We start from the raw sequence: 22,854 nt of genomic DNA, 5'->3' as shown, positions 1-22,854 counted from the left end.
CGCCTAGCCGGCGTGCATCGCCAGCGCGCGGCGGGCGTAGGCGCGCACGTCGGCATCGCTGTCGGTGACGGCGGTTTCGAGCGCGTGCCGGGCCGCCTCGGATTCCGGCCAGGTGCTCAGTGTCAGCACCGCGGCCTTGCGGATGTCCGGGTGGATGTCGGTTAGGGCGGCGCTCAGCGGCGCGGCGGCCTCGTCGGGGCCGAGCGCCGCCAGGCCGCGGGCCGCGCCCTCACGGATCTGCCAGGCCGAATCGGACAGTGCGGCACACAAAGTCGCGGCATCGGCGCTGTCGCCGAGTCGGCCCAGCGCGGTGAGTGCCGCCGCGCGGACCAGCGGGTCGCGGTCGCCGGTGAGGGCGCGCAGGGTGTCCGCGCCGCCGAGACCGATCGTCGCGAGCCCGCGGGCGGCGGCAATGCGCACCTCACGATTGTCGTCGTGGGCGGCGGCGGTCAGCGCGCCCCAATCGTCCAGGGAGACAAGGGCATTTACAGCCTGAATGCGCACGCGGTGGTCGGCGTCGACGGCGGCCTTGGCGAACAGTTCGCCACTGCCGGTGCGCAGGGCGCGCAGCAGGTCCACCACGGCGGCTCGCACCACCGGGTCCGGGGAGTCCGCGTGTCCGGCGAGACCCGTTGTAGCGGGCAGGATCTCGGCGAGTTCCCGCAAGCCGTCCACGGCGGCCGCGCGCACCTCCGCGTCCTCGTCGGCCAAGGCCGCGATGAGCGGATCGGCGAACCCGTCGGGTGTGTTCTCCGTCAGGACCGACAGCGCGGTGGCCCGGACCCGCGGATCCGGATCGGCCAGGAAGTCCGCCAATTCGCCGACCCCGGGCGCGTCGAGTCCGAGCAGCACGGCGATGCGCGGCGCGACAAGGTCTTTCGTCACCGTCCCGGAGATCTGGTCCGATCGGACCTGTGCGCCCAGGTTGGGCGGCGTGCCGATGAGGTCGGGCTGCGCCACCGGGATCGCCGTCGTGTCGGCCGAGGGAAGCTCGTCCAGCCCCGGGACGGGGACGAAATACGGCGCCACCGGCCGCTTCAGGAACTCCATCGCACCGTCGGCGCTCTTGCGCAGGTTGAGGTGGTAGCGCCATTCCACGTCGTCGCGTTCGGGTAGGTCGGCGCGCTCGTGGTAGAGCCCCCAGCGGGATTCGGTGCGGGTGAGCGAGGAGCGGGCCGCCATTTCCGCGCAGTCGCGAATGAAGCTCACCTCGGCGCAGCGCATGAGTTCGTGCGGCGTGCGCGCGCCCATGCCGGCCAGATCCTCGAGCATGCGGTCGAAGGTCTCGATGGCCAGCGACAGCTTGGTGGCCGTCTTGGGCGGGGCCACATAGTCGTTGACGAAGCGGCGCAGCTTGTATTCGACCTGCTGTTGCGGCGGCCCGTCCGGGTGGCGCAGCGGACGGTAGATCAGTTCGTGCGCGGCGGCCAGCTGATCCTCGGGCAGTGCGGCGGGCGCGGGCAGCGCGTCCAGGGTGCCGGCGGCGTGCGCGCCGGCCAGGTCGCCGTAGACGAACGCGCCGATCATGTAGTTGTGCGGCACGCAGGCCAGGTCACCGGCGGCGTACAGGCCGGGGACGGTGGTGCGGGCGTGCTCGTCCACCCAGACGCCGGAGGCGGAATGTCCGCTGCACAAACCGATTTCGGAGATGTGCATCTCGATGTCGTGGGTGCGGTAGTCGTGGCCGCGGTTGGCGTGGAAGGTGCCGCGGGTGGGCCGCTCGGTGGTGTGCAGGATGCCCTCGAGCGCGTCGAGGGTCTCCCCGGGCAGGTGCGAGACCTTCAGATAGATGGGGCCGCGCGCGGATTCGATCTCCTGCTTGACCTCGGCCATCATCTGGCCCGACCAGTAGTCGGAGTCCACGAAGCGCTCCCCGAGCGCGTTGACCTGGTAGCCGCCGAACGGGTTGGCGACGTAGGCGCAGGCCGGGCCGTTGTAATCCTTGATGAGCGGGTTGATCTGGAAGCATTCGATGCCCGACAGCTCCGCGCCCGCGTGGTAGGCCATGGCGTAACCGTCGCCCGCGTTGGTGGGGTTCTCGTAGGTGCCGTAGAGGTATCCGGAGGCGGGGAGGCCGAGCCGACCGCAGGGGCCGGTGGCCAGAATGACGGCCTTCGCGCCGACCGCGACGAATTCTCCGGTGCGCGTGTTCAATGCGGCCGCACCCACCGCGCGGCCGTTGTCGGTGAGCACCCGCACCGGCATCAGCCGGTTCTCGATCCGGATGCGCTCGCGCATCGTGCGCTGTCGCAGCACGCGATACAGCGCCTTCTTCACATCCTTGCCCTCCGGCATGGGCAGCACGTACGACCCGGACCGGTGCACGCGCCGCACCGCGTACTCGCCGTAGGCGTCCTTCTCGAACTTCACCCCGTACCGTTCCAGCCGCTGCACCATGGCGAACCCGCGGGTGGCGGTCTGATAGATGGTGCGCTGGTTGACGATTCCGTCGTTGGCGCGGGTGATCTCGGCGACGTAGTCCTCGGGTTCGGCCTTGCCGGGGATGACGGCATTGTTGACGCCGTCCATGCCCATGGCCAGCGCGCCGGAGTGGCGGACGTGGGCCTTCTCCAGCAGCAGCACGTTGGCGCCGGCTTCGGCGGCGGTGAGCGCGGCCATGGTGCCGGCGGTGCCGCCGCCGATGACCAGCACGTCGCAGTCGAGCCGGACGGTGTCGTCGAGATCGGGAATGTTCATCGGTTGATCGCCTCCGTGAGCTCGCCCGAATGATTCAGGGCGGCAATGATTTCGGTGCGCAGCGCGCTGCGGTCGACGCCGGTCTCGCGTGGGCACGGCACCTCTCGCAGGGCGCGCAGCGGCTGCCCGGCGCGGCCCAGCACCGCGATGCGGTCGCCGAGCAGCAGCGCCTCGTCCACATCGTGGGTGACGAAGACGACGGTGGTGGGATGCTCGCGCCAGGTGTCGATGAGCAAGCGCTGCATGGTGGTTCGGGTCTGGGCGTCGAGCGCGCCGAAGGGTTCGTCCATCATGACCGCGCGTGGCGCGCCGGCCAGCCCGCGAGCCAGTTGCACACGCTGGCGCATGCCCCCGGACAGGGACTTGGGCAGGAAGTCGGCGAACCCGGTGAGCCCGATCTCGGCGATCCAGCGCTCGGCCAGTTCGCGGCGTCCCGCGCGGGGTGCGCCGCGCAGTTTCAGCGCCAGTTCGATATTGGCGCGCACCGACTTCCACGGCAGCAGCGCGTTGTCCTGGAAGACGACGGCGCGGTCGCGGTCGGTGCCGGTCACCGGGATCCCGTCGGCCAGTACCCGCCCGGTGTCGGGGCGCAGCAGTCCGGCCAGGGCACGCAGCACGGTGGACTTCCCGCACCCCGACGGGCCGGTCAGGATGAGGATCTCACCGGGCCGGACGGTCAGCGACAGATCGCTGATGACCGGCGCGCCCGTGTACGAGAGGCTGACCCCATCGAGCGTCAGACCGATTCCGGCCGTGGCGGTTTCGTCGATATTGGTAAGGGTCATTTCCCGGCCTCCGCGCCGCGGGGCAGCCAGTGCGTGACGCGCCGCCCGAGGAATTCCACGGCGGCGGACGTGGTGTAGCCCAGCACGCCGATGGTGATGATCCCGACGAACACGCCCGGATAGTCGACGATGGTGTACGCCTGCCAGGTCCGGTAGCCGACACCCAGCCGCCCCGAGATCATCTCGGCCGACACCACGCAGATCCACGCCACCCCGATGCCGGTGGACAACCCGCCGAACACCCCGGGCAGGCTGCCCGGCAAGACGACCCGCCACAGCACGTCGAAACGGGTGCCGCCCTGGGTGCGCACCGATTCCTCCCAGATGGTCGGCAGCGCGCGCACCGCGTGCCGGGTGGCGACCATGACCGGGAAGAAGGCGGCCAGGAAGGTGATGAACACGATCCCGGCCTCGTCGTCGGGGAACAGCAGGATGGCGACCGGCACGATGGCGATGGCCGGAATCGGCCGGGCCAGTTCGGTCAACGGCCCGACGGTGTCGGCGATCCAGCGCGAACGTCCCAGTGCCACACCGGCGATCACGCCGAGCGCGGCCGCGAGCCCGAAGCCGGTGAGGATGCGGATGAGCGACTGGCCCAGGTCCAGGTAGTACGTGTCGGTGCCGAGCTGATGACGGAAGGCCCGCGCGATCTGGGTCACGGTCGGCAGCGTGTCGAACCGCACCCAGAGCCGAATGTGGTCGGCGGTCAAGAACTGCCAGACGCCGACGGCGGCCAGCACCGACAGCAGCCGGACCGCGCGCGAGCGCCACACCATCCGCCCGGCGCGGGACTGGGCCGCGCGCGGCGCCGCGGCGGCGGCCGGCGCCACCGCCTCGAGCGTCACCGCCGGGGCGCTCATACCCGGACCTCGCTGACGGCCTGGTCGTAGGGGACGCTCACGCCGGACGGGTGCTGGGCGAGGTAGCGCTGCGCGGCCGCGGATGTGGTGAAGGGCAGGTAGTTCTCGCCGTCGCGGACCCACAGGGCCTTGTCGGCGAACCAGCGGGTGCCGAGTTCGGCGTCCGGAACGTAGGCGGCGCGCACCGTCTTGCCCTGTGCCCGAGCCTGTTTCACCGCGCGCAGCAGGGCGGTGGGATCGGCCACCGACTGGGTGGTGTCCTGGCCGGCGAGCCACAGCTCACCGCCGGTGCCCGGCAGCGGGTTGGCACTGTTGGCCAGTTCGGCGTCGTAGTTCAGGCCCCGCTCCTGATAGACCTGCTTCAAGGCGGCCGGGTCCACGAACTTGTCGATATCGAAGTCGGCGAAATCGCCGATCGACTTCAGGTACGGCACATCGCCTTTGAACGCCGAGACCAGCGACGGCTTCAGCGTGGTGTCGAAGGAGGTTCCGCCCGGCCCGTTGTAGAGGTACACGACCTCCGGGGCCAGCCCGGAGTTGTCGGCGACGGCCTGCGCCGCCGCCAGGGGGTGCTGGTGGATGAAGTCGGTGGCGTCCAGCTGGGCCTGCAGGAACGCATCGAGCACCTCCGGATGCTGCTTGGCGTAGTCGCGGCGGGCGACCACGCCGTGGAAGGTGGGGACGTTCAGTTCCGCGCCGTCGTAGAGCAGCTTGGCCTTGTTCTGGAAGACCAGCAGGCCGGGCCAGGCCACGAACTGCGACAGCGCCGCCACCTGACCGGATTCCAGTGCGGAGGAACCGATCTGGGGCTGCTGGTTGAGCACCTCGACCCCCGACTTGGGGTCGATGCCCGCCCGGGTCAGCGCCTGCACGAGCGTGCCGTGTCCGGCCGAGCCGACGCTGGCCGAGATCTTCTGCCCCGCGAGGTCTTTGATCGATTGCGCCGGGGAGTCGGGTGCGACGACAACCATATTGAGCGCGCCCTTGGGGTTGTAGCCGGTGATGGAGACCAGTTCGGTCTGCGACCGCTCGTTGGCCTGCGTGCGTGAGCCGTTGATGAGCAGCGGATAGTCGCCCATCGAGCCGATGTCGATCTTCTCCGCCACCATCTGCGCGGTGATGGGCGCACCGGTGTCGTAGTCCTGCCATTCGACCTGATACTTGTGGCCGTTGTTCAGGTTGTTCAGCCGCTGTTCGAGAAACCCTTTGGCCTTCAACAGGGTTCCGGCGGTGACGGTATTGATGGTCTTGGACTGGTAGCCGATGACGACCTTGACGGTGTCACCGCCGGCGGTGCTCTCGAGCGAGCAACCGGACGCGGTCAGGGCCAGTCCGGCGGCGACGGCCGCGGTGACCAGCCGGGCGGCGGGACCCAGGCGGGCGGGGTGGAGCTTCATGATTGTCCTCAGCGCAGCAGGTAGGGCATGTTGACGGTGACCGCGCCGGTGGGACAGCGCGCGGCGCACGGGCCGCAGTACCAGCACTCGTCGACGTGCATGTACGCCTTGCCGTTGTCCGGATTGATCGCCAGCGAATCCAGCGGGCAGATCTCCACGCACAGCGTGCAGCCCTGGATGCAGAGCGATTCGTCGATGGTCACGGGCACGTCCGCCCGCTGATTGACCAGGGCCATCAGGTCAGCCTCCAATCGGTGCCCGCATCCGGGCCCTCGGCGCGTTCCGGCGGCCGAATCAGGCTGCCGCGCATGGTGATCCGGTCGCCGCGCATCCGGATGTATTCCAGGTCGACCGGGCGGCCGTCCTCGAGTCGGGTGAGCCGTTCGAGCAGCAGCAGCGCGCCGCCCTCGGGCATCTGCAGGGTCATGGCGGAGTGGGCGTCGGCGGTGATGGCCTCCAGCGCGAGGTCCGCTGACCCCAGCGGACCGCCGCTGATCTGCTCGATGAGCGCGAAGACGTCGTTGGATTCGAGGTCGCGGGTGATCACCTCGTCGCCGATGTCGGGGACCAGATAGGTGAGGTCCAGGCTCAGCGGCAGATCGCCCAGATAGCGCAGGCGCTCGACATAGACGGCCTGCTCGCCGGGTTCCAGGCACAGTCGGCGGGCGACCGCGGGCGGCGGCAGCACCCGCCGGGCGGCGCGCACCTCGTTGCGCACCTCGCCGTGGCCGCGCAGCGTCTCCTTCAATCCCAGCAGCGCGTCGAGGCCGTGATCGTATTTGCGCTGCGCGACATGGGTGCCGATCTTCGGGGCGCGCTCGATCAGCCCTTCGTCCTTCAACAGGGCGAGCGCGTCGCGCACGGTATTGCGCGAGACCGCGAACTCGGCCGCCAATTCCTGTTCGGACGGCAGCGCCCGCTCGAAGGCGTTCGCGTGGATCTGCTGACGCAGCACATCCGCCACCTGGCGGGCGCGATCGGCCCGGCGGACGGGGGCGCGCAGCGGTACCGGTTCCGGCGACACCTGGACTCCTTTCCACGCCGTTGACCTGCGGTTTCAGAACTGTAGCGGCGGAACGCGACCGGACCTGACCGCTCACCGGCCCACCCCGCGCCCGGTGCGGTTCTACGCCGCCGGGCCATGCGCACGGCCTGGTGAAACAGTGGGGATCGCGGGTATTACGCCACCTGGGCCGCGAAGGCCGGGCTTGGAATCACGATGAGCGGAATGCGTGCGCCGCGCGCGTTCCGAAGCGTGCCCGCCGGCCGGGGATCTCGAGATGTGGGAGCGCAACGTGGCGTGCGCCACTCCGTTCCCGGTTCCGGCAGCACGGCCGCCGTGGCGCGAAATATCAACCGACGCAAAAGATCCGGCCGGTTCGCGGGTTGTTCGGAGGGTTTCGGGTGGGATCGCGAAACTGGCCCGGGGTTGCCTGGACCGGTCCGCGCGACTTCCATTCGGTGTGAGCGCAATGATAATTTGATCCCATGTCTGCCACTCGCCCTCTCACCGCGCCGCGGGTCACGTACGTGACCGTCGCGCTGGGCGTGCGGCTGCCGCGGCAACGGGAACTGTGTTGTCCCTGCCGTCGCGCAGCCGAGTTCTGACCCCTGATTCGCTTTCGAATCCGGGCTCCTCGCTGCACAGCTTCCTCATGTAGGCATGTCCCCCTGACGACAGGCGGGACCGCGGCAAGGATTCCGAACAGTGTCGAGCCCTATTCTCGAACGTCCCCTTTCAGCTACCTCCACCGCCACCGCGCGGCTGGCCCCGGCCCGTCCCGCGGTGCCGCCGGAGCTGCGCATCACCGACAACCCGGCGGCCGCCGTGCTGCGCGCCGCCACCCGCGGCCCGATCTTCCGCGATGTCGCCGCCCAGTCCACGGGTTTGAGCATCGCCACCGTGAATCGCCAAGTGTCCGCGCTGCTTTCGGCCGGGCTGCTGCGCGAGCGCGCCGATCTCACCGCGTCCGGCGCGGTGGGCCGCCCGCGCGTCCCGTTCGAGGTCGACACCGACTCGTACGTGACGCTGGGTGTGCACATCGGCTTCACCGTCACCCGCATCGTGGCCGCGGACCTGTCCGGCCGCATCCTCGGCGGACTCGAGATCGCCACGCCCCAAACGACTCAGGACGCGGCGCTGACCATAGTGGCCCGCAGCGCCAAGGCGTTCCTGGACCGGCTGCCGCGCCGCAAGCCGCTGTGGACCGGGGTGGCACTGGCCGGACGCGTGGATCCGGCCGCGGGCGTGGTGGATCATCCGCGCCTGGGCTGGCAGGCCGCGCCGGTGGCGGCGGTGTTCAGCAGCGTGCTGGATCTGCCGGTCTCGGTGTCGGCGCACGTGGAGGCGATGGCCGCCGCGGAACTGCTGCTGGCGCCGCGCGAGCCGGGCGAGGAGACCCGGCCGGGCAGCAGCCTGCTGGTGTATGCCCGCGAAACCGCCGGTGTCGCAGTCACTTTGCACGATCGGGTGCACACCCCCGCCAATGGTCCCGGCTCCATCGCGCACCTGCCGACCGGCTCGGATGTGGATTGCACCTGCGGCCGGCGCGGCTGCTTGGAGGCCACCATCGGTGAGCGCGCGCTGCTCGAGCGCGCGGTGCGCAAGGGCGTGCTGCCCAAGCCGGAGGCCCCGCGCCGCCCGGCCATCACCGACCTGTACCGGGCCGCCGACACCGGTAATGCCGCCGCCCGCGAGCTGCTCATCGAGCGGGCCGAAATCCTCGGCCGCACCGCGGCGCTGGTGCGCGACATGTTCAATCCGGATCGCGTGGTGCTGGGCGGGCAGGCGTTCACCGGCTGGCGGCCGGGCATGGAACGGGTGGCCAAGGCGTTCGCGGAGTCGAGCGCGCTGCCCGCGGCCGATCTGCGCATCAGCCGTTTCGGCGGCCGGGTGCAGGAATTCGCGGCGGCGGTGACCTCGGTGAGCGTGTTCTACGCCGATCCGCTGTCGGCCATGCGCCGGGCCACGCGCACGGCGCGCTAGTCCGCACGACCGCGAAATCCCCGCCGGGCCTTGCCCGGCGGGGATTTCGTCGCGATGAGGTTGGGGGGTCGAGCCGGACGGTCCACGGTCCGGCTCGACCCCGGTCCCGCACCCGCGCGAGGCCCTGCGCACGGTGCGGGGTGCCGCCGCCCGCCCCCGGAGTCCCCTTCCAGGTCGGGCGGCGGGGTCTCAGGCGGCGCGCACCTGCGGGGTCAGGCCCCACTCGCGCGCCAGCAGCCGGTGCGAGCGCACCCGGTCCGCATGATCGAAAGTCACGCTGGTGACCACGATTTCGTCCGCGCCGGTAAGCTTGCGCAGCGCCTCCAGGCGGCCCGCGACGGTGGCCGGGGAGCCGACGAACTGGGTGGTGATCCGGTCGTCGACCAGTCGGCGCTGCTGATCCGGCAGCGGCGGCGCGGTCTCCGGGTCCAGGTATTCGGCCGCCCCGGCCCCACTGCGAATGCTGTAGACCCAGTGACCGTAGGTGGAGGCCAGCCGCTGGGCGGTGGCATCGTCCTCGGCCACCACCACGTCGGCGGACACCACCAGATACGGGCGCGGGAAGCGCGCGGACGGACGGAAGCCGTTGCGATACGCCTCCACCGTTTCCACGATGGTGCCCGGCGAGACGTGGTAGTTGGCCGCGAACGGCAGCCCCAATCGTCCTGCCAGCTGCGCGCTTTCGCCGCCGCTGCTGCCGAACAGCCACGGCTGGATGTCGGCGCCCTCGCCCGGAATCGCGTGCAGATCCACGCCGTCGGGGGTGACGTAGGTGCCGTCCAGCAGCGCGAGGATGTCCTCGATCTGGTCGGTGTAGGGCAGCGGCTGCGCGCCCGGCAGGTGCAGCGCGCCCAAACCCGCACGGACCCTGGAGAAGTCGAGCAGCTGGCCGGGGAAGAACGGCGGCGGGATGACCACGCCGTCCCGTACCTCGGTGGGCCGGCCCGGGGCAGGCACCGGCGGCACGCCCGCCGACCGCAGCTGGTCGCCGCGATGCCCGGAACGCCCCAAACCCAGGTCCAATCGACCCGGGTAGAGGGCGTCGATGGTGCCGAACGCCTCCACCACCGAGATCGAGGTGTGGTGTCCGAGCTGCACCGCCGCCGACCCGACGCGAATGGATTCGGTGGCGGCGGCGATCAATCCGATGAGCGTCGCGGGCGCGGCGCTGGCCACCTTCACGAAATGGTGTTCGGCGACCCAGAACCGGTGGTAGCCGAGGCTTTCCGCGTGCCGGGCCAGATCGATGCTGTTGCGGATGGCCTGCTGCGGAGTGGATCCGGCGCTGATCGGCGCCAGATCCAGCACGGACAATGGGATGGTCATGCGGCGTGCTCCTTCCGCGGATCCTGTTCGCCCGCTTCGACGGCCAGCGGCAGCCGGTTCTCGGCCGGGGCGACCGGGCAGGTGGCGTAGTCGGTGAAGGCGCAGGGCAGGTTGACGGCGCGATTGAAGTCGAGAACCACGGCGCCGTCGGCAGCGGGGCGGGTCAGATCCAGTCGCCGCGCGCCCCCGTAGGTGGTGACGCCGCTGGTGGCGTCGGTGAACAGGATGTGCAGGCCCAGGGTCTGGTTGCCGAAGACGACGAGCTGGCGTGTTTCGCCGTCCAGATCGAAAGTGACGGTGCCGGTGGCGGTGTGGTGGTGCTCGAGGCCCTCGACCACCGCGCCGGTGGTGACGACGCGGGCCACCTCGAACGGCTCGAAACGACCCGTGACCACCCACGCCGGGTCGGGCCGGTAGACCGGGATCGCGGTGAACTCGGCCAGGGTCGGGGATTCCGGATCGTGCACGCGCAGCGCGAACTGGCCGGTGCGGCGAATCACCTCGATGACGCGGGAGCCGAGATGAACCTCCAGGCCCGGCGCGCCCTCCCCCGGGGTGAGGACGGCTGTCTCGGCGAGCGGCTCACCATTCAGCGTGAGCTGCCCGGATTCCTCGGATTCGACTGTCACATAGACGTTCTCGGCATCCGCGTGCCAGCGGCCGGGCAGCCCGTCGATGGTCTCGGCGCGGTCGCCGAGCCAGTGCAGCCCGGTCAGGCTCAGCCAGCCCAGGGGTTGGCGGGCCCAGGCGGCGCGCTCGGCGCGGAAGGTTTCCCACTGCTGGTCGAATTCGGTGGCGGTGGCGGTCATGAGGCGCGGACTCCTTCGGTGCCGTGGCGGGATTGGCCGGTGCTGTCGTTGGCGGGACTGCTGTCGTGGGGATGACGCAGGCCCAGGTGGTGACGCAGGGTCGGGCCGGTGTAGGCGGTGCGGAAACTACCCAGGGACTGCAGTTCCGGCACGACCTTGTCGACGAATTCGTCGAGTCCGGTCGGGGTGAGATACGGGACCAGCACGAAACCGTCGGCGGCATCGGACTGGACATAGCGGTCGATTTCCACGGCCACCTCGCGCGGCGTGCCCACGAACTGCTGGCGGGCGGTGGTGGCGATGATGAGTTCGCGAATCGACAGGTGCTCGGCGGCGGCCTTGGCCCGCCACGCGTCGGCGATGGCACGGGGATCCTTGGCGTGCCGGACTCGCCCGCGGGTGATGTTCACATCCTCGGCCGGATCGATGTCGGGCAGCGGTCCGTCCGGGTCGTAGGCGGAAAGGTCACGGCCCCAGACCTGTTCGAGGAAGGCGATGGCCGTCTGCGGCGTCACCTGCTGCCGGCGGATGTGGTGGGCGCGCTCGTGCGCCTCGGCGGTGGTGTCGCCGAGCACGAATCCGGCGGCGGGCAGGATCTTCAGGTCGTCGCGGTCGCGGCCGTACCTGGCGAGCCGGTCCTTGACGTCCCGGTAGAAGCGCTGGCCGTCGGCGAGTTCCCCGTGCGCGCTGAAGATGACATCGGCCTTGGCGGCGGCGAATTCGCGGCCCTCGTCGGAATCCCCGGCCTGGATCTGCACCGGATAGCCCTGCGGACCGCGCGGCAGCACGAACGGTCCGTCGATCTCGAACTGCTCGCTGGAGAAATGGACCGGCGTTACCGGCCGCGCGAAAACCCCGCGCTCCCGGTCGATCACGAGCGTGTCGGCCGGCCAGTTGTCCCACAGCGCGCGGGTGGCGTCCACCACCTCGTGGGCGCGGGTGTAGCGCTTGGCGTGGTCCAGATAGCCGCCGCGGCGGAAGTTCTCGCCGGTGAACGCGTCCGAGGAGGTGACCGCGTTCCAGGCCGCGCGACCGCCCGAGAGGTGGTCCAGCGACGCGAATTGCCTTGCCAGTTCGAAGGGTTCGTTGAATGTCGTGTTGATGGTGCCCGCCAGCCCGAGATGCGTGGTGACGGCGACCAGGGCGTTGAGCACGGTGAAGGTGTCCGGGCGGCCGACCACGTCCAGATCGTGGATGCGGTCGCGGTGTTCACGCAGGCGCAGGCCCTCGGCCAGGAAGAAGAAGTCGAACAGGCCGCGTTCGGCGGTGCGCGCCAGATGCACGAAGGAGTCGAAGTCGATCTGGCTGCCCGAGGCTGGATCGGTCCACACCGTGTGGTGGTTGACGCCCGGGAAGTGGGCGGCGAGGTGAATCTGCTTGCGTGGCCGCTGTTCCGGCATGGCGTCCTCCTCAGGCTCGGGCGTAGCGGTTGGCCGGGCGCGGCAAGCCCAGGCGCTCGCGCAGGGTGGGTGCGAGGGCGGGCAGGTGGCGCAGGGCGGCGGGCAGGGCCAGCGGACGCAGCACCACACCGTCTGCGGCGCACTCGTTCTCGACCTCTCGCAGAATGTCGCGCAGTTCCGCGGGCGTGCCGATGTGGAAGACGGTCGCCGGGGCCGGGGTGGCGAGCCAGTCCTCCAGTTGGGCGACCTCGGCGGCGGCCGCGTCCACGGTGGCGGCCAGGTGAATGTCGATGTCCAGCAACACGCGCACGCGGTTCGGGTCGCGTCCCGCGGCGGCGAGGGCGGCGCGCAGCTCGCTGCGGGTGGCCGCCGCCTTCGCGAGATCCGGTGCGGCGATGCGGATCAGATCGGCGCGGTGCACGGCCAGCCGGACGCTGTGCGGATCGGCGGCCCGCACCGCGATCGGCGGCTGCCCCTGCGGCGGGCGCGGGGTGATGGACGGGCCCTTCACCGAGAAGTGCGCACCGGTGAAGTCGATGTAGTGCAGCTTGTCCCGGTCGATGAACCGGCCGGTCGCCTGGTCGCGGATCTCGGCGTCGTCCTCCCAGCTGTCCCACAGCCGCGTCACCACCTCGACGGCCTCGTCCGCCTCCTGCCAGCGCGAGCGCCCGTCCTGCTCCGGCTTGCGGCCGAACAGCGCGGCCTCGCCCGCCGACACGGTGACCTCCCAACCGGCCCGGCCCTTGGTCGCGAAGTCCAGGCTGGCAATGGCTTTGGAGAGGTGGAAGGGCTCGGTGTGGGTGACCGACGCCTGCGGGATCAGGCCGATGCGACCGGTGACCGCCGCGGCGCGGGCCGCGATGGCGACCGCGTCCAGGCGGCCGATCGCGCCTGCCGTTTGCAAGGTGAACGAGTCCGGCAGGAACGCCAGGTCGATGCCCGCGTCCTCGGCGGCGCGCAGCGCGTCCACCCAGTAGCCGGCGGTGAAGAGGTCCTCGGCGCGGGAGTCAGCGCGCCGCCAGGAGGCGGGATGCGCGCCGGCGCCGGCCAGTTCCAGGCCCAGCAGCAGCGGAGACGTAGGCGGCATCAGGCTGTCCTTTCCAGCGGGACGGGGGTGGCGGTGGCGGCCCGGGGCACGGCCGCGAGCAGCTCGCGGGTGTAGTCGTGCCGCGGATTGTCGAAAAGCTCGCCGGTGTCTGCGGTTTCGACAATCTGCCCGTGGCGCATGACCGCGACCCGGTCCGCCAGGCGACGCACCACCGCCAGATCGTGCGAGATGAACAGGTAGGCCAGGCCCAGTTCGGATTGCAGGCGCTCGAGCAGGTCGAGGATCTGGGCCTGCACCGAGACGTCGAGGGCGGAGACCGGTTCGTCGAGGACGAGCAGGTCCGGGTGCAGCGCCAGGGCGCGGGCGATGGCGACGCGCTGGCGCTGGCCGCCGGAAAGCTCGCTGGGGCGGCGCGCCAGGTACGCGGCCGGCAGCGCCACCTGATCGAGGAGTTCGGCGGCGGTGTCGCGCCGGGTACGACGGTCGCCGATGCCGAACGCCTGCAACGGTTCCGACACGATCCGGCCGATGGTCAACTTGGGATTCAAGGAGACATAGGGGTTCTGGTACACCACCTGAATGCGGCGGCGCAGGGCGCGCAGACCCGATCCGCGCAGCGCGGTGACGTCCTGGCCGTCGAAGGTGACCGTGCCCGCGTCCGCCTGCGCCAGCCGGGCGACGATGCGAGCCGTGGTCGATTTCCCGGAGCCGGATTCACCTACGACAGCGAGGGTTTCGCCCCGGTGGATCTCCAGCGAGACGTCGTCGACGGCGGTCAGGGTGAAATCCCGGGTGATGCGGAAGGATTTACGCAGGCCGGTGGCCGCCAGCAGCGGGGCACTCGGCTCAGCCGGTCGGCGCGGCCTTTCGGCGCCGACGGCTCCCAGACTCGGCGCGGCCGCGATCAACCGCTTCGTGTACTCGTGCTGCGGATCCCTCAGAATCTCTGCCGCCGAACCGATTTCGACGATCTGTCCCTCGCGCATGACCGCGATCCGGTCCGCGCGCTCGGCTGCCACGGCCAGGTCGTGGGTGATCAGCAGGACCGCCGTGCCGGCTTCCCGGGTACGCCGGGCCAGATGATCGAGAATGCGCCGCTGCACGGTGACGTCGAGGGCGCTGGTCGGCTCGTCGGCGATCACCAGTTCCGGCGTGCACGCCAGCGCGATCCCGATCAGCACCCGCTGCCGCTGCCCGCCGGACAGATCCTGCGGATACTGCCGGGCCCGCAACTCCGGCCGATCCAGCCCCGCCTCCTCGAGAATCCGCACCGCCTCCAGCCGCGCGGTGCACCGATCCGCCCGCCCGTGAATCCGCAACACCTCCCCCACCTGCTCGCCGATGCGCAACACCGGATTCAGGGAAGTCCCCGGATCCTGCGGCACCAGGCCGATGTGCGCGCCCCGCAGGCGCCGCAACGTCCGCTCCGGGGCGTGCTCGAGGCGTTCACCGGCGAACGTGATCGAACCGCCGGTGACCCGGCCACCGTGGAGCAGCCCGATCACCGCGTGCGCGAGAGTCGACTTCCCGGAGCCGGATTCGCCCACCAGCGCGACCGTCTCACCCCGGGCCACCTCGAGCGAGGCGCCCCGCACGGCGGCGGTCACCCCGGTGCTGCCCTGGTATTCGACCCGCAATTCCGCGATGCTCAGCAACTGGTCCGTCATCGCGCACCGTCCTTCTGGATGGCGCGTGCGATGCGCTGGGTGGACAGGACCAGGGCCACGATGACAAGCCCCGGCAGCGTGGTCAGCCACCACGCGGTGGCGAGGAAGCCGCGCCCCTCGGAGACCAGCGAACCCCATTCCGGGGTCGGCGGCACCGCGCCGTATCCCAGGAAGCTGAGCGAGGCCACGAACAAGGTCACGATGCCGAAGTCGACGGCCGCCAAGGCGGCTACCGGACCGTAGGCGTTGCGCAGAATGTGGCGGAACAACACGGTGGGCCGGCGGACCCCGAGCGCGTAGGCCGCCTCCACGTACGGGGCGTTGCGCACCCGCAGCACCTCACCGCGCATGACGCGGGCGAACCGTGCGATCAGCGAAACCCCCACGGCGATGGCGACATTGCGGGTGCCGATGCCCAGGATCGTGATGGTGGCCAGTGCCAGCAGCATGTCCGGGATCGACAGCAGGACGTCGATGATTCGCATGATCAGGGTGTCCGCCCGGCCGCCGGCGGCGCCCGCGACCAGGCCGATCAACGTGCCGCCCACCAGACCCAGCAGCACCGCGAACACGGTGGCGCTCAACGACAGCGCCGCCCCGTGCACCACGCGGGTGTAGAGGTCGCGGCCGAGATTGTCGGTGCCGAACCAGTGCTGGACGCTGGGTGCCCGAAGCTTCTGCGCGGGCACCCCGCGCAGTGGATCACCGCTCGCGAACTGCGCCGGCGCGACCGCCCAGGCCAAGACCAGCAGCACGATCGCACCCGCGGGCAGCAGGCCGAGATGCGCACGCACCCCGCTCGCCGCGCGCCGCAACCCGCCCGGGATCGACTCGGCGGCAGGTGGCAGGACCAGTGCTTCAGACATCGCGCTGCTCGTCGTCGGAAATCCAGTAGGCGAAGCCGGGGTCCAGCAGCGGGTGCGTCAGCGTGATGACCCGCAACGTCGAGCGCGGCCCCGAGGGCATGCGCAGCCGGGCGCGGAAGTTGGCGATCACGTGCGCGCGCGAGAGCGGCCGGCGGTTACGCATGGGCGCGTTCCTTTCTCGAATTGGCTTGCACCACACGGGGGTCCAACAGTGGATAGGCGAGATCGACGAGCAGATTGACGACGACGAAGACGAGTGCGGCGAACACGACGATCCCCTGCACCACCGGAATGTCCTCGTGCAGCACCGATTCCTGCGCGAGACGGCCGATGCCGGGCCGGGAGAACACGGTCTCGGTCACCACCACGCCGGCGAGCACCGAACCGGTCCACAGACCCGCGACGGTGAGCGCGGGCGCGGCCGCCGGACGCAGCACATGGCGTAGCTGCACCCACCAGCGCGAGGCGCCCTTGGCGAAAGCCACCTCCACGAACGGTTGCCGCCAGGTCGAGACCAGGCTCGCGTACAGCACCTGGGCCACGACCGCCGCCACCGGAATGGCGACGGTGACCGCGGGCAGCACGGTTCCGGCGAAGCCGGTGCCGCCGAACGCGGGAACCAGCTTCAACCGGAACGAAAACACCTGCAGCAGAATCAATCCCACCCAGAAGCCCGGTAGGGACGCACCGACCGGAGGGATCGCGGTGAGCAGGCCGCGCAGCCAGGGCCGCCGGGTGTAGGCGGCTGCCAACGCCAGGCCCGCACCGGCGATCACGGCGAGCAGCAGTCCGGCGCCCGCCAGCACCAGTGTCGAGGGCAGAGCCTCGCCGAGCGCCGCCGTGACGGTCTGCCCGGAGGAGATCGAACGACCGAGGTCACCGCGCACCGCATGGGTGAGCGCGGCCCAGTACTGCGTCCACAGTGGTTGGTCCAGGCCGTATCTGGCGCGCATCTCGGCGGCCGCCGCGGCGTCCACGGGGGTGCCGGTGGCGGCGTTGGTCGCCATGTCCACCGGGTCGCCCGGCAGCAGGTACAACCCGGCGAACGACAGCGTGAAGGCCGCCCACAGCACGCCCACCGCCTGCAGCACCCGTCCGATCACGTAGCGGCCCATGGGATTACCGCTGCAGCCAGGTGTCGTGGAATTGCAGGCGCGCCGACGCCTCGAACTTCACCCCGGCCACGTTCTTGCCCACGCCGATGGCCTGGGACAGCTCGATGGTCGGGATCCACAGGCCCTGATCGAGAACCGCAGCCTGAGCGTCACCGATGAGCTTGGCGCGGGCGCCCGGGTCGGTGGCCGAAAGCTGCTGGGACAGCAGTCCGTCCAAGGGCTCGGACGGGCCGCGAGCGTTCAGGTTGCGCTGATCCACCGCGAAGGTGGTGCGCAGGATGTCGCCGTCGGCGCGGGTGGAGTTGTAGTAGTCGAAGTCGAAATCCTTGTTGTTCTGGCGCACATTCGATTCCGCGACCGACAGCGGTTCCAGGCGCAGGTCGAAACCGATGGCCTTCAATTGCTGCTGGGTCAGTTCCAGAATGGCCTGGTTGCCGGCGAAGACCGGGGCGAAGATGACGCTCGCGGCCAGGCGCTGGCCGTCCTTGACGCGGATGCCGTCGCCGCCGGGCACCCACCCCGCCTGGTCGAGCAGCTTCTTCGCGGCGTCCGGGTCGTACTTCACCCGCGACGAAAGATCCACGTAGCCGGGAGTTTTCGAGGCCAGCACGCTGGTGGCCACCTTGAACTGGGGCCCGAGCACGGTATCCACCAGTTCCTTGCGGTCGAGGGCGGGTACCAGCGCCGCCCGCACCGCGGGGTCGCGCAGCGGGCCGCGGGTCACGTTCACCTGCAGCCCGAACGGCACACCCGGGTTGGCGGTGAACTGCACCCGGCCGCCGCCGCTCTCGATCTGCGAGACATCCTGCGGCAGCGCGTCACTGATGGCGTCGAGCTGACCGGAGGCCAGCGAGCCGGTGCGGACGCCGGACTCCGGCACCACCGTGAACACGATCTTGTCCAGGTGCGCCTCGCCCTGGGAGGCGAAAACCGCGGAGCCCCAGGAGTATCCGGCCCGTTTGGCCAGCGTCGCCGAGGCGTTCTGCTTCCACTCCGTGTAGGTGAACGGGCCGCTGCCGACATTGCCGCCCAGGCAACGGTCGTCGGCCGATTTGGCGACGGTGGCATCTGACTGGATGCCCAGCTGCGGGGTCGAGGTGGCCTGCAGGAACTGGGCGTTGGGGCCGGAGAACTCCACCCGCACCGTCTGCGGATCCAGCACCGTGCTGCCGGCGTATCCGGCCAGGTAGCTCGCGCCCAGCGGGGCCTTCGCGCCGCCGAGGGCGACGATGGAGTCGAAGTTCTTGCGCACCGAATCCGCGGTCAGCGGGGTGCCGTCGCTGAAGGTGATGCCGGGCTTCAGATGAAAGGTGAACGTCCTGGCGTCCGGGGAGACGGTCCAGGTGTCGGCCAGCCACGGCTTCAACTGCCCGGTCTCGGGGTCCTGATCGACCAGCGAATCCACGATCTGGCGGGTCACGTAGATGGTCTGATTGGTCGCCGACTGCGCCGGATCCGAGCAGGTCGGCGCGAGCGACAGCCCGTAGCGCAGCACGCCGCCCGCCTGCGGCGGACCCGACGGCTCCCCGCTGCCGCCGCCGCTGTCGCCGCCGCCACCGCAGGCGGCGAGGGTGAGGGCGGCGGCGACCGCGCCGGTCAGGGCGACTGCACGTTTCATGCGGGGACTCCGGAGGGGTAGCGATCGGCTCCGAGCGGACGGCTCGGAATGCGTTGACGCAGTTGAGGTGCGACGTCGGATTGGAAGAGTTCGAGGCTGGTTCGATGCTGGGCCTCGGTGCGGCCGTCGGCGTCGGCACTCAGGTGGATCACCTCGTGACCGAACCGCTCGTGGTAGCGGCTCACCTTGTCCAGCACCTGTTCGGGGCTGCCGATCAGCGCCGAGGAGCGGGCGATGAAATCCTCGACGGTCTCGAAGACGATGGGCACGGCGAACTTTCGCGCCACCGCCTGTCGCGCCTCGAAGACCGGCCGGTAGAGCTCGACGGCCTCCTGCGAGGTGCGGGTCACCAGGAAGCCGGCGGTGCCCGCGCCCACCAGCGCCTGCGCCGGATCGTGGCCGTAGGCCGCCCAGCGCTCCCGGTAGTGGTCGATCAGCTCGGCGTACGGCTCGATCGGGTAGGTGACGTTCGCGGAGAACAGCGGATCCCCGTTGCGCGCCGCGTAATCCGCGGATTCCCGGCTGGTGGCGCTGCCGTGCCAGATGCGCAAGCGCGGTTGCAGCGGCCGCGGCAGCGCCTTGGCCTCGGTCAGCGACGGGCGGAACCGGCCCTGCCAGGTGACGCTGTCGCTGTCCCAGAGCTTGCGGAACAGTTCGTAGCCTTCGCGATTGCGGTCCCACTGGTCATCGGTGGTGACGTGGAACAGTTTGGCCTGCGCCGCGCCGTTGCCTTTACCGATGATCAGTTCCAGGCGGCCGTCGGAGAGGTTGTCGAGGGTCGAGTAGTCCTCGAAGGCGCGCACCGGATCCAGCAGGCTCAGCGTGGTCACGCCGGTGAACAACGCCAGCCGGGAGGTGACGGCCGCGAGATGACTGAGCACCACCGGCGGGGCGGCGGAGATGAACGGGTCCTCGTGCCGCTCCCCCACCGCGAAACCGTCGTACCCGAGTTCCTCGGCCAGCCGCGCGGAGTCGACCACCCGGCGCAGCCGCTGCCGGGGCGTCTCGGTCGTGCCGGTGACCGGATCGGGGGTGTGCGTGATCAGCGTCAGCAGCAGGAATTTCATGCCGGGATCGCCTCCGAATCCACGGCCAGCAGCTTCTCGAAGGGATGCACGTAGCCGACCGACTTGACGACGTCGCGGGGCAGCGCGGTGTAGCCCGCCGCCGTGTACAGCGCGACCGCCTCGGGCTGGCGCGGACCGGTGGTCAGGTAGATGCGCGTGTAGCCGCGGCGGGCCGCCTCCGCCTCCAGCTGTTCGAGCACGAACCGGCCCAGGCCCTTGCGGCGATGTGCGCTCGACGTCCAGATCCGTTTGAGCTCGGCGGTATTCGCGTCGAAGCGTTGAAACGCGCCGCCCGCCACCGGTTCTCCGTCCTCCACCACGATCAGCAGGTCGCCGTGCGGCGGCGCGAAGTGACCGGCCGAGTATCCGATCAGATCCGCGTGCACCTCACCGGGGGTGCGGCCGTAGCGGCTGCTGTACTCGATGGCCAGCTCCGCCAGCAGCGGCGCGGCCAGGGGGTCGTGCTGTCCGACGTGGAAGACGCTGCGCGACATGCTCATCCCTTCTTCTTGGGCAGTCCGGGCGGGTTGATCCGCGACTGCTGCACGGCCTCGCCGCCCAGGCCCCAGCGGTCCAGCACCTTGCGATAGCTCCCGTGGTCGATGGCGTACTGGATGGCCGCGCGCACCGCGCCGATCAGCCCGTTGTCCTTGCGGGTCATGGCCGCGATCTCGGCCCGCAGGGCGTCGCCCGCCCCGGACCAGGTGGTCAGCACCTTGGCGCCGGTGGTCGCCGAGTGATACTGCGCCGCCGGGTTGGGGCCGACGAACCCGTCGATGCGGCCGGAGGACAGCGCCAGGTAGTAGTCCGAGGGCTGCTGGTAGTAGGCGAGGTCCAGCTTGGGCAGGCCCTCGGCCACGTTCTGGTCGTTCCAGGCGACCAGCAGCTGTTCCTGATTGGTGCCCGACCCCACGCCGATCTTCATGCCCGCCAGCGATTTCCGATCCTGGTAGGTCCAGGTCGAATCCTTGGGCACCTCGAGGGCGATATTGTCCAGGCGGTAGGTGGCGAAGTCGTACTTCTCCTTGCGCTCCTCGGTGACGGTGGCATTGCTGACGAACAGGTCCGCCTCCCCGGAGTCGATCTTGACGAAGTTCTGCGCCCAGTCGCCGTTGCGCCGCTCCACCTTCAGGCCCAGGATGTCGCCGATCAGCCAGGAGATGTCCACCTCGGAGCCGACGATGGTGCGGTCGTCGGTGGCGTAGAAGCCCAAAGGCGGTGTCGCGCCGATGGTTCCGGTCACCACCAGGGTGCCGCGATCCCGGATCGCCTGGGGAACCTGGGCGGCGATGGAATCCACCTTGTCGACGTGGACGCGCCCGGACTGTTGCGGCGACAGGTCGTAGGACTGGCCGTTCACGCTGCGGGTGTCGGACGTGCCGCCGTCACCGTTGCCGCACGCGCCGGCCAGCAGGCTCAGCAGCGTGACGGCGATCAAGGCGCTGGTCCGTCCGCGACGGCTCGCCAGGGACATGGGCGGATTCCTTACCTAGTGGGTATCACGTCAGAGGACGTGTGCGAGAAAGGCTTTGGTGCGCGGATGCGCCGGATTGTCCAGGACCTGCGCGGGCGGGCCCTGCTCGACGATGCGCCCGGCGTCCATCAGCACCACGGTGTCGGCGACCTCGCGGGCGAAACCGATCTCGTGGGTGACGATCACCAGGGTCGCGCCGCCGGCGGCCAGATCCTCGAGCACGTCCAGCACCTCGCCGACCAGTTCCGGATCCAGCGCCGAGGTGGGTTCGTCGAACAGCACCACCTCCGGCCGCAACGCCAACGCCCGCGCGATCGCGACGCGCTGCTGCTGGCCGCCGGACAGCCGGCGCGGATACTCGTCGGCCTTGTCCGCCAGCCCGACTCGGGCCAGCAGCTCCAGGGCCTCGGCGTTCGCCTGTGCCTTGGGCCGGCGCTGGGCGGCCACCGGCGCGAGCGCCACGTTCTCCCGGACCGTCAGGTGCGGGAACAGATTGAAGTTCTGGAAGACGAACCCGATGCGGCCGCGCTGCCGCAGGATCTCCCGCTCGTGCAGTTCGTAGAGCTTGTCGCCCTTGCGTCGGTAGCCGACCAGTTCGCCGCCCACCCGCACGGTGCCGCCGTCCACCTGCTCGAGGTGGTTGATGGCGCGCAGCAGCGTGGACTTGCCCGAACCCGACGGGCCCAGGATGACGGTGACCTCACCGGGCCGCACCGTCAGGTCGATGCCGGACAGTACCTCCTGGTGGCCGAAAGACTTTCGGATACCGCGCAATTCGATCGCGAACTCGGTCATCGCCGATCCCCGCCCTTCACGGTGCGCACACTCGCCCGGTCGCCGCGGGCGAAGTGCCGCTCGATATAGAACTGGATGATGCTCAGCACCGTGGTGAGCAGGATGTACCAGACCGTCGCCACCATCAGCAGCGGCACCACCCGGCCGTTGCGGCCGTAGATGACCTGCACCTGGTAGAACAGCTCGGCGATGGCCATGGTGGACACGATCGAGGTGCCCTTGAACAGGCTGATCACCTCGTTGGCGGCATTCGGCAGAATCCCGCGCATGGCCTGCGGGGCCACCACGGTGAAGAACTGCCGATGCCACGGCAACCCCAGCGAGCGGGCCGCCTCCCACTGGCCGTGATCCACCGAAATGATCCCGGCCCGAATGATTTCCGCCGAATACGCGGCCTGATGCAAGGCCAGTCCGATGACGGCGGCGGTGAATCCGCTGATCACGCCATTGGTTTGAAAGCGCGCGAATTCCGGTCCGAACGGAATGCCGATCGACAATGTCTTGTACAGGTAGGCGAGGTTGAACCAGAACAGCAACTGCACGATGAGCGGAATGGAGCGGAAGGCCCAGATGTAGGTCCACGAAATCGCCTTCAGCACCGGATTGTTCGACAAGCGCGCGACGGCCAGCCAGATGCCCAGGAAGAAGCCGAGCAAGGTGCCCCAGAAGGTGAGCTCCAAGGTCACCTTCAGCGCCGACAACACCGACTTGGCGGTGAAGTACTGCGCGAAAGTCCCCCAGTCCCAGCCCGCATTGGTGATCAGGCCGTGCGCGAACTGCGCGACCACCACCAGCGCCACCGCCGCCGTGACCCACCGCCACGGGTGCCGGGTCCGGACCACGGGCAGATCGCCGTCCTCGTGTTCGGTCGCCGCCACCGACCGCGCGGATGCCGCCAGGGTGCTCATGAAACCGACGATACGAACCTCGCACGGCCCTGTCGC

At 70.1% G+C, this 22,854-nt stretch carries 21 protein-coding genes; 1 reads left to right on the top strand and 20 read right to left on the bottom strand.

The features are described 5' to 3' along the window. Nucleotides 1-3 precede the first annotated feature (3 nt). Genes D7D52_RS28945 through D7D52_RS28920 form a run of 6 tightly spaced genes read right to left on the bottom strand, consistent with a single transcriptional unit; the run spans nucleotide 4 to nucleotide 6,763 of the window. Nucleotides 4-2,697 (bottom strand): fumarate reductase/succinate dehydrogenase flavoprotein subunit, encoded by a 2,694-nt coding sequence (locus D7D52_RS28945; protein ID WP_120741394.1) that lies wholly within the window; start codon nucleotides 2,695-2,697, stop codon nucleotides 4-6. Continuing rightward, on the bottom strand, nucleotides 2,694-3,482 hold the full coding sequence (locus D7D52_RS28940; protein WP_120741393.1) for an ABC transporter ATP-binding protein: 789 nt from the start codon (nucleotides 3,480-3,482) through the stop codon (nucleotides 2,694-2,696). Before D7D52_RS28940 ends, D7D52_RS28945 begins: the two co-directional genes overlap by 4 nt. After that, the gene (locus D7D52_RS28935; RefSeq protein WP_120741391.1) at nucleotides 3,479-4,342 is read right to left on the bottom strand and encodes an ABC transporter permease; all 864 of its coding nucleotides are present in this window, start codon (nucleotides 4,340-4,342) and stop codon (nucleotides 3,479-3,481) included. Before D7D52_RS28935 ends, D7D52_RS28940 begins: the two co-directional genes overlap by 4 nt. Next, nucleotides 4,339-5,739, bottom strand: a complete 1,401-nt coding sequence (locus D7D52_RS28930; protein ID WP_120741389.1) for an ABC transporter substrate-binding protein — start codon at nucleotides 5,737-5,739, stop codon at nucleotides 4,339-4,341. Before D7D52_RS28930 ends, D7D52_RS28935 begins: the two co-directional genes overlap by 4 nt. 8 nt (nucleotides 5,740-5,747) lie before the next feature. After that, nucleotides 5,748-5,975: a 4Fe-4S dicluster domain-containing protein gene (locus D7D52_RS28925; protein ID WP_040744775.1), complete on the bottom strand. Its 228-nt coding sequence runs from the start codon at nucleotides 5,973-5,975 to the stop codon at nucleotides 5,748-5,750. Then, nucleotides 5,975-6,763 carry a GntR family transcriptional regulator gene (locus tag D7D52_RS28920; RefSeq protein ID WP_120741387.1) on the bottom strand — a complete coding sequence of 263 codons (789 nt, stop codon included), beginning with the start codon at nucleotides 6,761-6,763 and terminating at the stop codon, nucleotides 5,975-5,977. Before D7D52_RS28920 ends, D7D52_RS28925 begins: the two co-directional genes overlap by 1 nt. A gap of 684 nt (nucleotides 6,764-7,447) precedes the next feature. On the opposite strand from D7D52_RS28920, the gene D7D52_RS28915 reads away from it, so the two are divergent. Beyond that, entirely contained in the window at nucleotides 7,448-8,725 is a 1,278-nt protein-coding gene (locus D7D52_RS28915) for an ROK family protein (RefSeq protein WP_120741385.1), read from the top strand. Between the two features lie 189 nt (nucleotides 8,726-8,914). Here D7D52_RS28915 and D7D52_RS28910 read toward each other — a convergent pair whose 3' ends face one another. Genes D7D52_RS28910 through D7D52_RS28850 form a run of 14 tightly spaced genes read right to left on the bottom strand, consistent with a single transcriptional unit; the run spans nucleotide 8,915 to nucleotide 22,818 of the window. After that, nucleotides 8,915-10,051 carry an LLM class flavin-dependent oxidoreductase gene (locus tag D7D52_RS28910; RefSeq protein WP_120741383.1) on the bottom strand — a complete coding sequence of 379 codons (1,137 nt, stop codon included), beginning with the start codon at nucleotides 10,049-10,051 and terminating at the stop codon, nucleotides 8,915-8,917. Further along, nucleotides 10,048-10,860: a DUF1684 domain-containing protein gene (locus D7D52_RS28905; RefSeq protein WP_120741381.1), complete on the bottom strand. Its 813-nt coding sequence runs from the start codon at nucleotides 10,858-10,860 to the stop codon at nucleotides 10,048-10,050. Before D7D52_RS28905 ends, D7D52_RS28910 begins: the two co-directional genes overlap by 4 nt. After that, nucleotides 10,857-12,260 carry an NtaA/DmoA family FMN-dependent monooxygenase gene (locus D7D52_RS28900; RefSeq protein WP_120741379.1) on the bottom strand — a complete coding sequence of 468 codons (1,404 nt, stop codon included), beginning with the start codon at nucleotides 12,258-12,260 and terminating at the stop codon, nucleotides 10,857-10,859. Before D7D52_RS28900 ends, D7D52_RS28905 begins: the two co-directional genes overlap by 4 nt. A gap of 10 nt (nucleotides 12,261-12,270) precedes the next feature. Then, nucleotides 12,271-13,347, bottom strand: coding sequence for an LLM class flavin-dependent oxidoreductase (locus D7D52_RS28895; RefSeq protein WP_120741377.1), 1,077 nt, complete (start codon nucleotides 13,345-13,347; stop codon nucleotides 12,271-12,273). Continuing rightward, the gene (locus D7D52_RS28890; protein ID WP_120741375.1) at nucleotides 13,347-14,975 is read right to left on the bottom strand and encodes a dipeptide ABC transporter ATP-binding protein; all 1,629 of its coding nucleotides are present in this window, start codon (nucleotides 14,973-14,975) and stop codon (nucleotides 13,347-13,349) included. Before D7D52_RS28890 ends, D7D52_RS28895 begins: the two co-directional genes overlap by 1 nt. Further along, nucleotides 14,972-15,841 (bottom strand): ABC transporter permease, encoded by an 870-nt coding sequence (locus D7D52_RS28885; protein ID WP_120741373.1) that lies wholly within the window; start codon nucleotides 15,839-15,841, stop codon nucleotides 14,972-14,974. Before D7D52_RS28885 ends, D7D52_RS28890 begins: the two co-directional genes overlap by 4 nt. Continuing rightward, nucleotides 15,834-16,004 carry a hypothetical protein gene (locus tag D7D52_RS38120; RefSeq protein ID WP_162958627.1) on the bottom strand — a complete coding sequence of 57 codons (171 nt, stop codon included), beginning with the start codon at nucleotides 16,002-16,004 and terminating at the stop codon, nucleotides 15,834-15,836. Before D7D52_RS38120 ends, D7D52_RS28885 begins: the two co-directional genes overlap by 8 nt. Further along, nucleotides 15,997-16,956 carry an ABC transporter permease gene (locus tag D7D52_RS28880; RefSeq protein ID WP_120741371.1) on the bottom strand — a complete coding sequence of 320 codons (960 nt, stop codon included), beginning with the start codon at nucleotides 16,954-16,956 and terminating at the stop codon, nucleotides 15,997-15,999. The genes D7D52_RS38120 and D7D52_RS28880 overlap by 8 nt, the downstream gene beginning before the upstream one ends. A gap of 4 nt (nucleotides 16,957-16,960) precedes the next feature. Then, on the bottom strand, nucleotides 16,961-18,574 hold the full coding sequence (locus D7D52_RS28875; protein WP_120741369.1) for an ABC transporter substrate-binding protein: 1,614 nt from the start codon (nucleotides 18,572-18,574) through the stop codon (nucleotides 16,961-16,963). Then, nucleotides 18,571-19,641, bottom strand: coding sequence for an LLM class flavin-dependent oxidoreductase (locus D7D52_RS28870; RefSeq protein WP_120741367.1), 1,071 nt, complete (start codon nucleotides 19,639-19,641; stop codon nucleotides 18,571-18,573). Before D7D52_RS28870 ends, D7D52_RS28875 begins: the two co-directional genes overlap by 4 nt. Continuing rightward, the gene (locus D7D52_RS28865; protein ID WP_120741365.1) at nucleotides 19,638-20,141 is read right to left on the bottom strand and encodes a GNAT family N-acetyltransferase; all 504 of its coding nucleotides are present in this window, start codon (nucleotides 20,139-20,141) and stop codon (nucleotides 19,638-19,640) included. The genes D7D52_RS28870 and D7D52_RS28865 overlap by 4 nt, the downstream gene beginning before the upstream one ends. Further along, on the bottom strand, nucleotides 20,138-21,115 hold the full coding sequence (locus tag D7D52_RS28860) for a transporter substrate-binding domain-containing protein (protein WP_120741363.1): 978 nt from the start codon (nucleotides 21,113-21,115) through the stop codon (nucleotides 20,138-20,140). The genes D7D52_RS28865 and D7D52_RS28860 overlap by 4 nt, the downstream gene beginning before the upstream one ends. A gap of 30 nt (nucleotides 21,116-21,145) precedes the next feature. Then, nucleotides 21,146-21,910, bottom strand: coding sequence for an amino acid ABC transporter ATP-binding protein (locus D7D52_RS28855; RefSeq protein WP_120741361.1), 765 nt, complete (start codon nucleotides 21,908-21,910; stop codon nucleotides 21,146-21,148). Next, nucleotides 21,907-22,818 (bottom strand): amino acid ABC transporter permease, encoded by a 912-nt coding sequence (locus D7D52_RS28850; protein ID WP_120741359.1) that lies wholly within the window; start codon nucleotides 22,816-22,818, stop codon nucleotides 21,907-21,909. The genes D7D52_RS28855 and D7D52_RS28850 overlap by 4 nt, the downstream gene beginning before the upstream one ends. Between the last annotated feature and the right edge of the window lie 36 nt (nucleotides 22,819-22,854).

Source organism: Nocardia yunnanensis (assembly GCF_003626895.1).
Classification (GTDB): domain Bacteria; phylum Actinomycetota; class Actinomycetes; order Mycobacteriales; family Mycobacteriaceae; genus Nocardia; species Nocardia yunnanensis.
Note: the sequence above shows the minus strand (reverse complement) of the source record. Positions and strands in the feature narration are given on the sequence as shown.

Coding starts and splice junctions, on each gene's coding strand:
- D7D52_RS28945 (WP_120741394.1), bottom strand. CDS start 2,697: ATGAACATTCCCGATCTCGACGACACCGTCCGGCTCGACTGCGACGTG.
- D7D52_RS28940 (WP_120741393.1), bottom strand. CDS start 3,482: ATGACCCTTACCAATATCGACGAAACCGCCACGGCCGGAATCGGTCTG.
- D7D52_RS28935 (WP_120741391.1), bottom strand. CDS start 4,342: ATGAGCGCCCCGGCGGTGACGCTCGAGGCGGTGGCGCCGGCCGCCGCC.
- D7D52_RS28930 (WP_120741389.1), bottom strand. CDS start 5,739: ATGAAGCTCCACCCCGCCCGCCTGGGTCCCGCCGCCCGGCTGGTCACC.
- D7D52_RS28925 (WP_040744775.1), bottom strand. CDS start 5,975: ATGGCCCTGGTCAATCAGCGGGCGGACGTGCCCGTGACCATCGACGAA.
- D7D52_RS28910 (WP_120741383.1), bottom strand. CDS start 10,051: ATGACCATCCCATTGTCCGTGCTGGATCTGGCGCCGATCAGCGCCGGA.
- D7D52_RS28905 (WP_120741381.1), bottom strand. CDS start 10,860: ATGACCGCCACCGCCACCGAATTCGACCAGCAGTGGGAAACCTTCCGC.
- D7D52_RS28900 (WP_120741379.1), bottom strand. CDS start 12,260: ATGCCGGAACAGCGGCCACGCAAGCAGATTCACCTCGCCGCCCACTTC.
- D7D52_RS28895 (WP_120741377.1), bottom strand. CDS start 13,347: ATGCCGCCTACGTCTCCGCTGCTGCTGGGCCTGGAACTGGCCGGCGCC.
- D7D52_RS28890 (WP_120741375.1), bottom strand. CDS start 14,975: ATGACGGACCAGTTGCTGAGCATCGCGGAATTGCGGGTCGAATACCAG.
- D7D52_RS28885 (WP_120741373.1), bottom strand. CDS start 15,841: ATGTCTGAAGCACTGGTCCTGCCACCTGCCGCCGAGTCGATCCCGGGC.
- D7D52_RS38120 (WP_162958627.1), bottom strand. CDS start 16,004: ATGCGTAACCGCCGGCCGCTCTCGCGCGCGCACGTGATCGCCAACTTC.
- D7D52_RS28880 (WP_120741371.1), bottom strand. CDS start 16,956: ATGGGCCGCTACGTGATCGGACGGGTGCTGCAGGCGGTGGGCGTGCTG.
- D7D52_RS28875 (WP_120741369.1), bottom strand. CDS start 18,574: ATGAAACGTGCAGTCGCCCTGACCGGCGCGGTCGCCGCCGCCCTCACC.
- D7D52_RS28870 (WP_120741367.1), bottom strand. CDS start 19,641: ATGAAATTCCTGCTGCTGACGCTGATCACGCACACCCCCGATCCGGTC.
- D7D52_RS28865 (WP_120741365.1), bottom strand. CDS start 20,141: ATGAGCATGTCGCGCAGCGTCTTCCACGTCGGACAGCACGACCCCCTG.
- D7D52_RS28860 (WP_120741363.1), bottom strand. CDS start 21,115: ATGTCCCTGGCGAGCCGTCGCGGACGGACCAGCGCCTTGATCGCCGTC.
- D7D52_RS28855 (WP_120741361.1), bottom strand. CDS start 21,910: ATGACCGAGTTCGCGATCGAATTGCGCGGTATCCGAAAGTCTTTCGGC.
- D7D52_RS28850 (WP_120741359.1), bottom strand. CDS start 22,818: ATGAGCACCCTGGCGGCATCCGCGCGGTCGGTGGCGGCGACCGAACAC.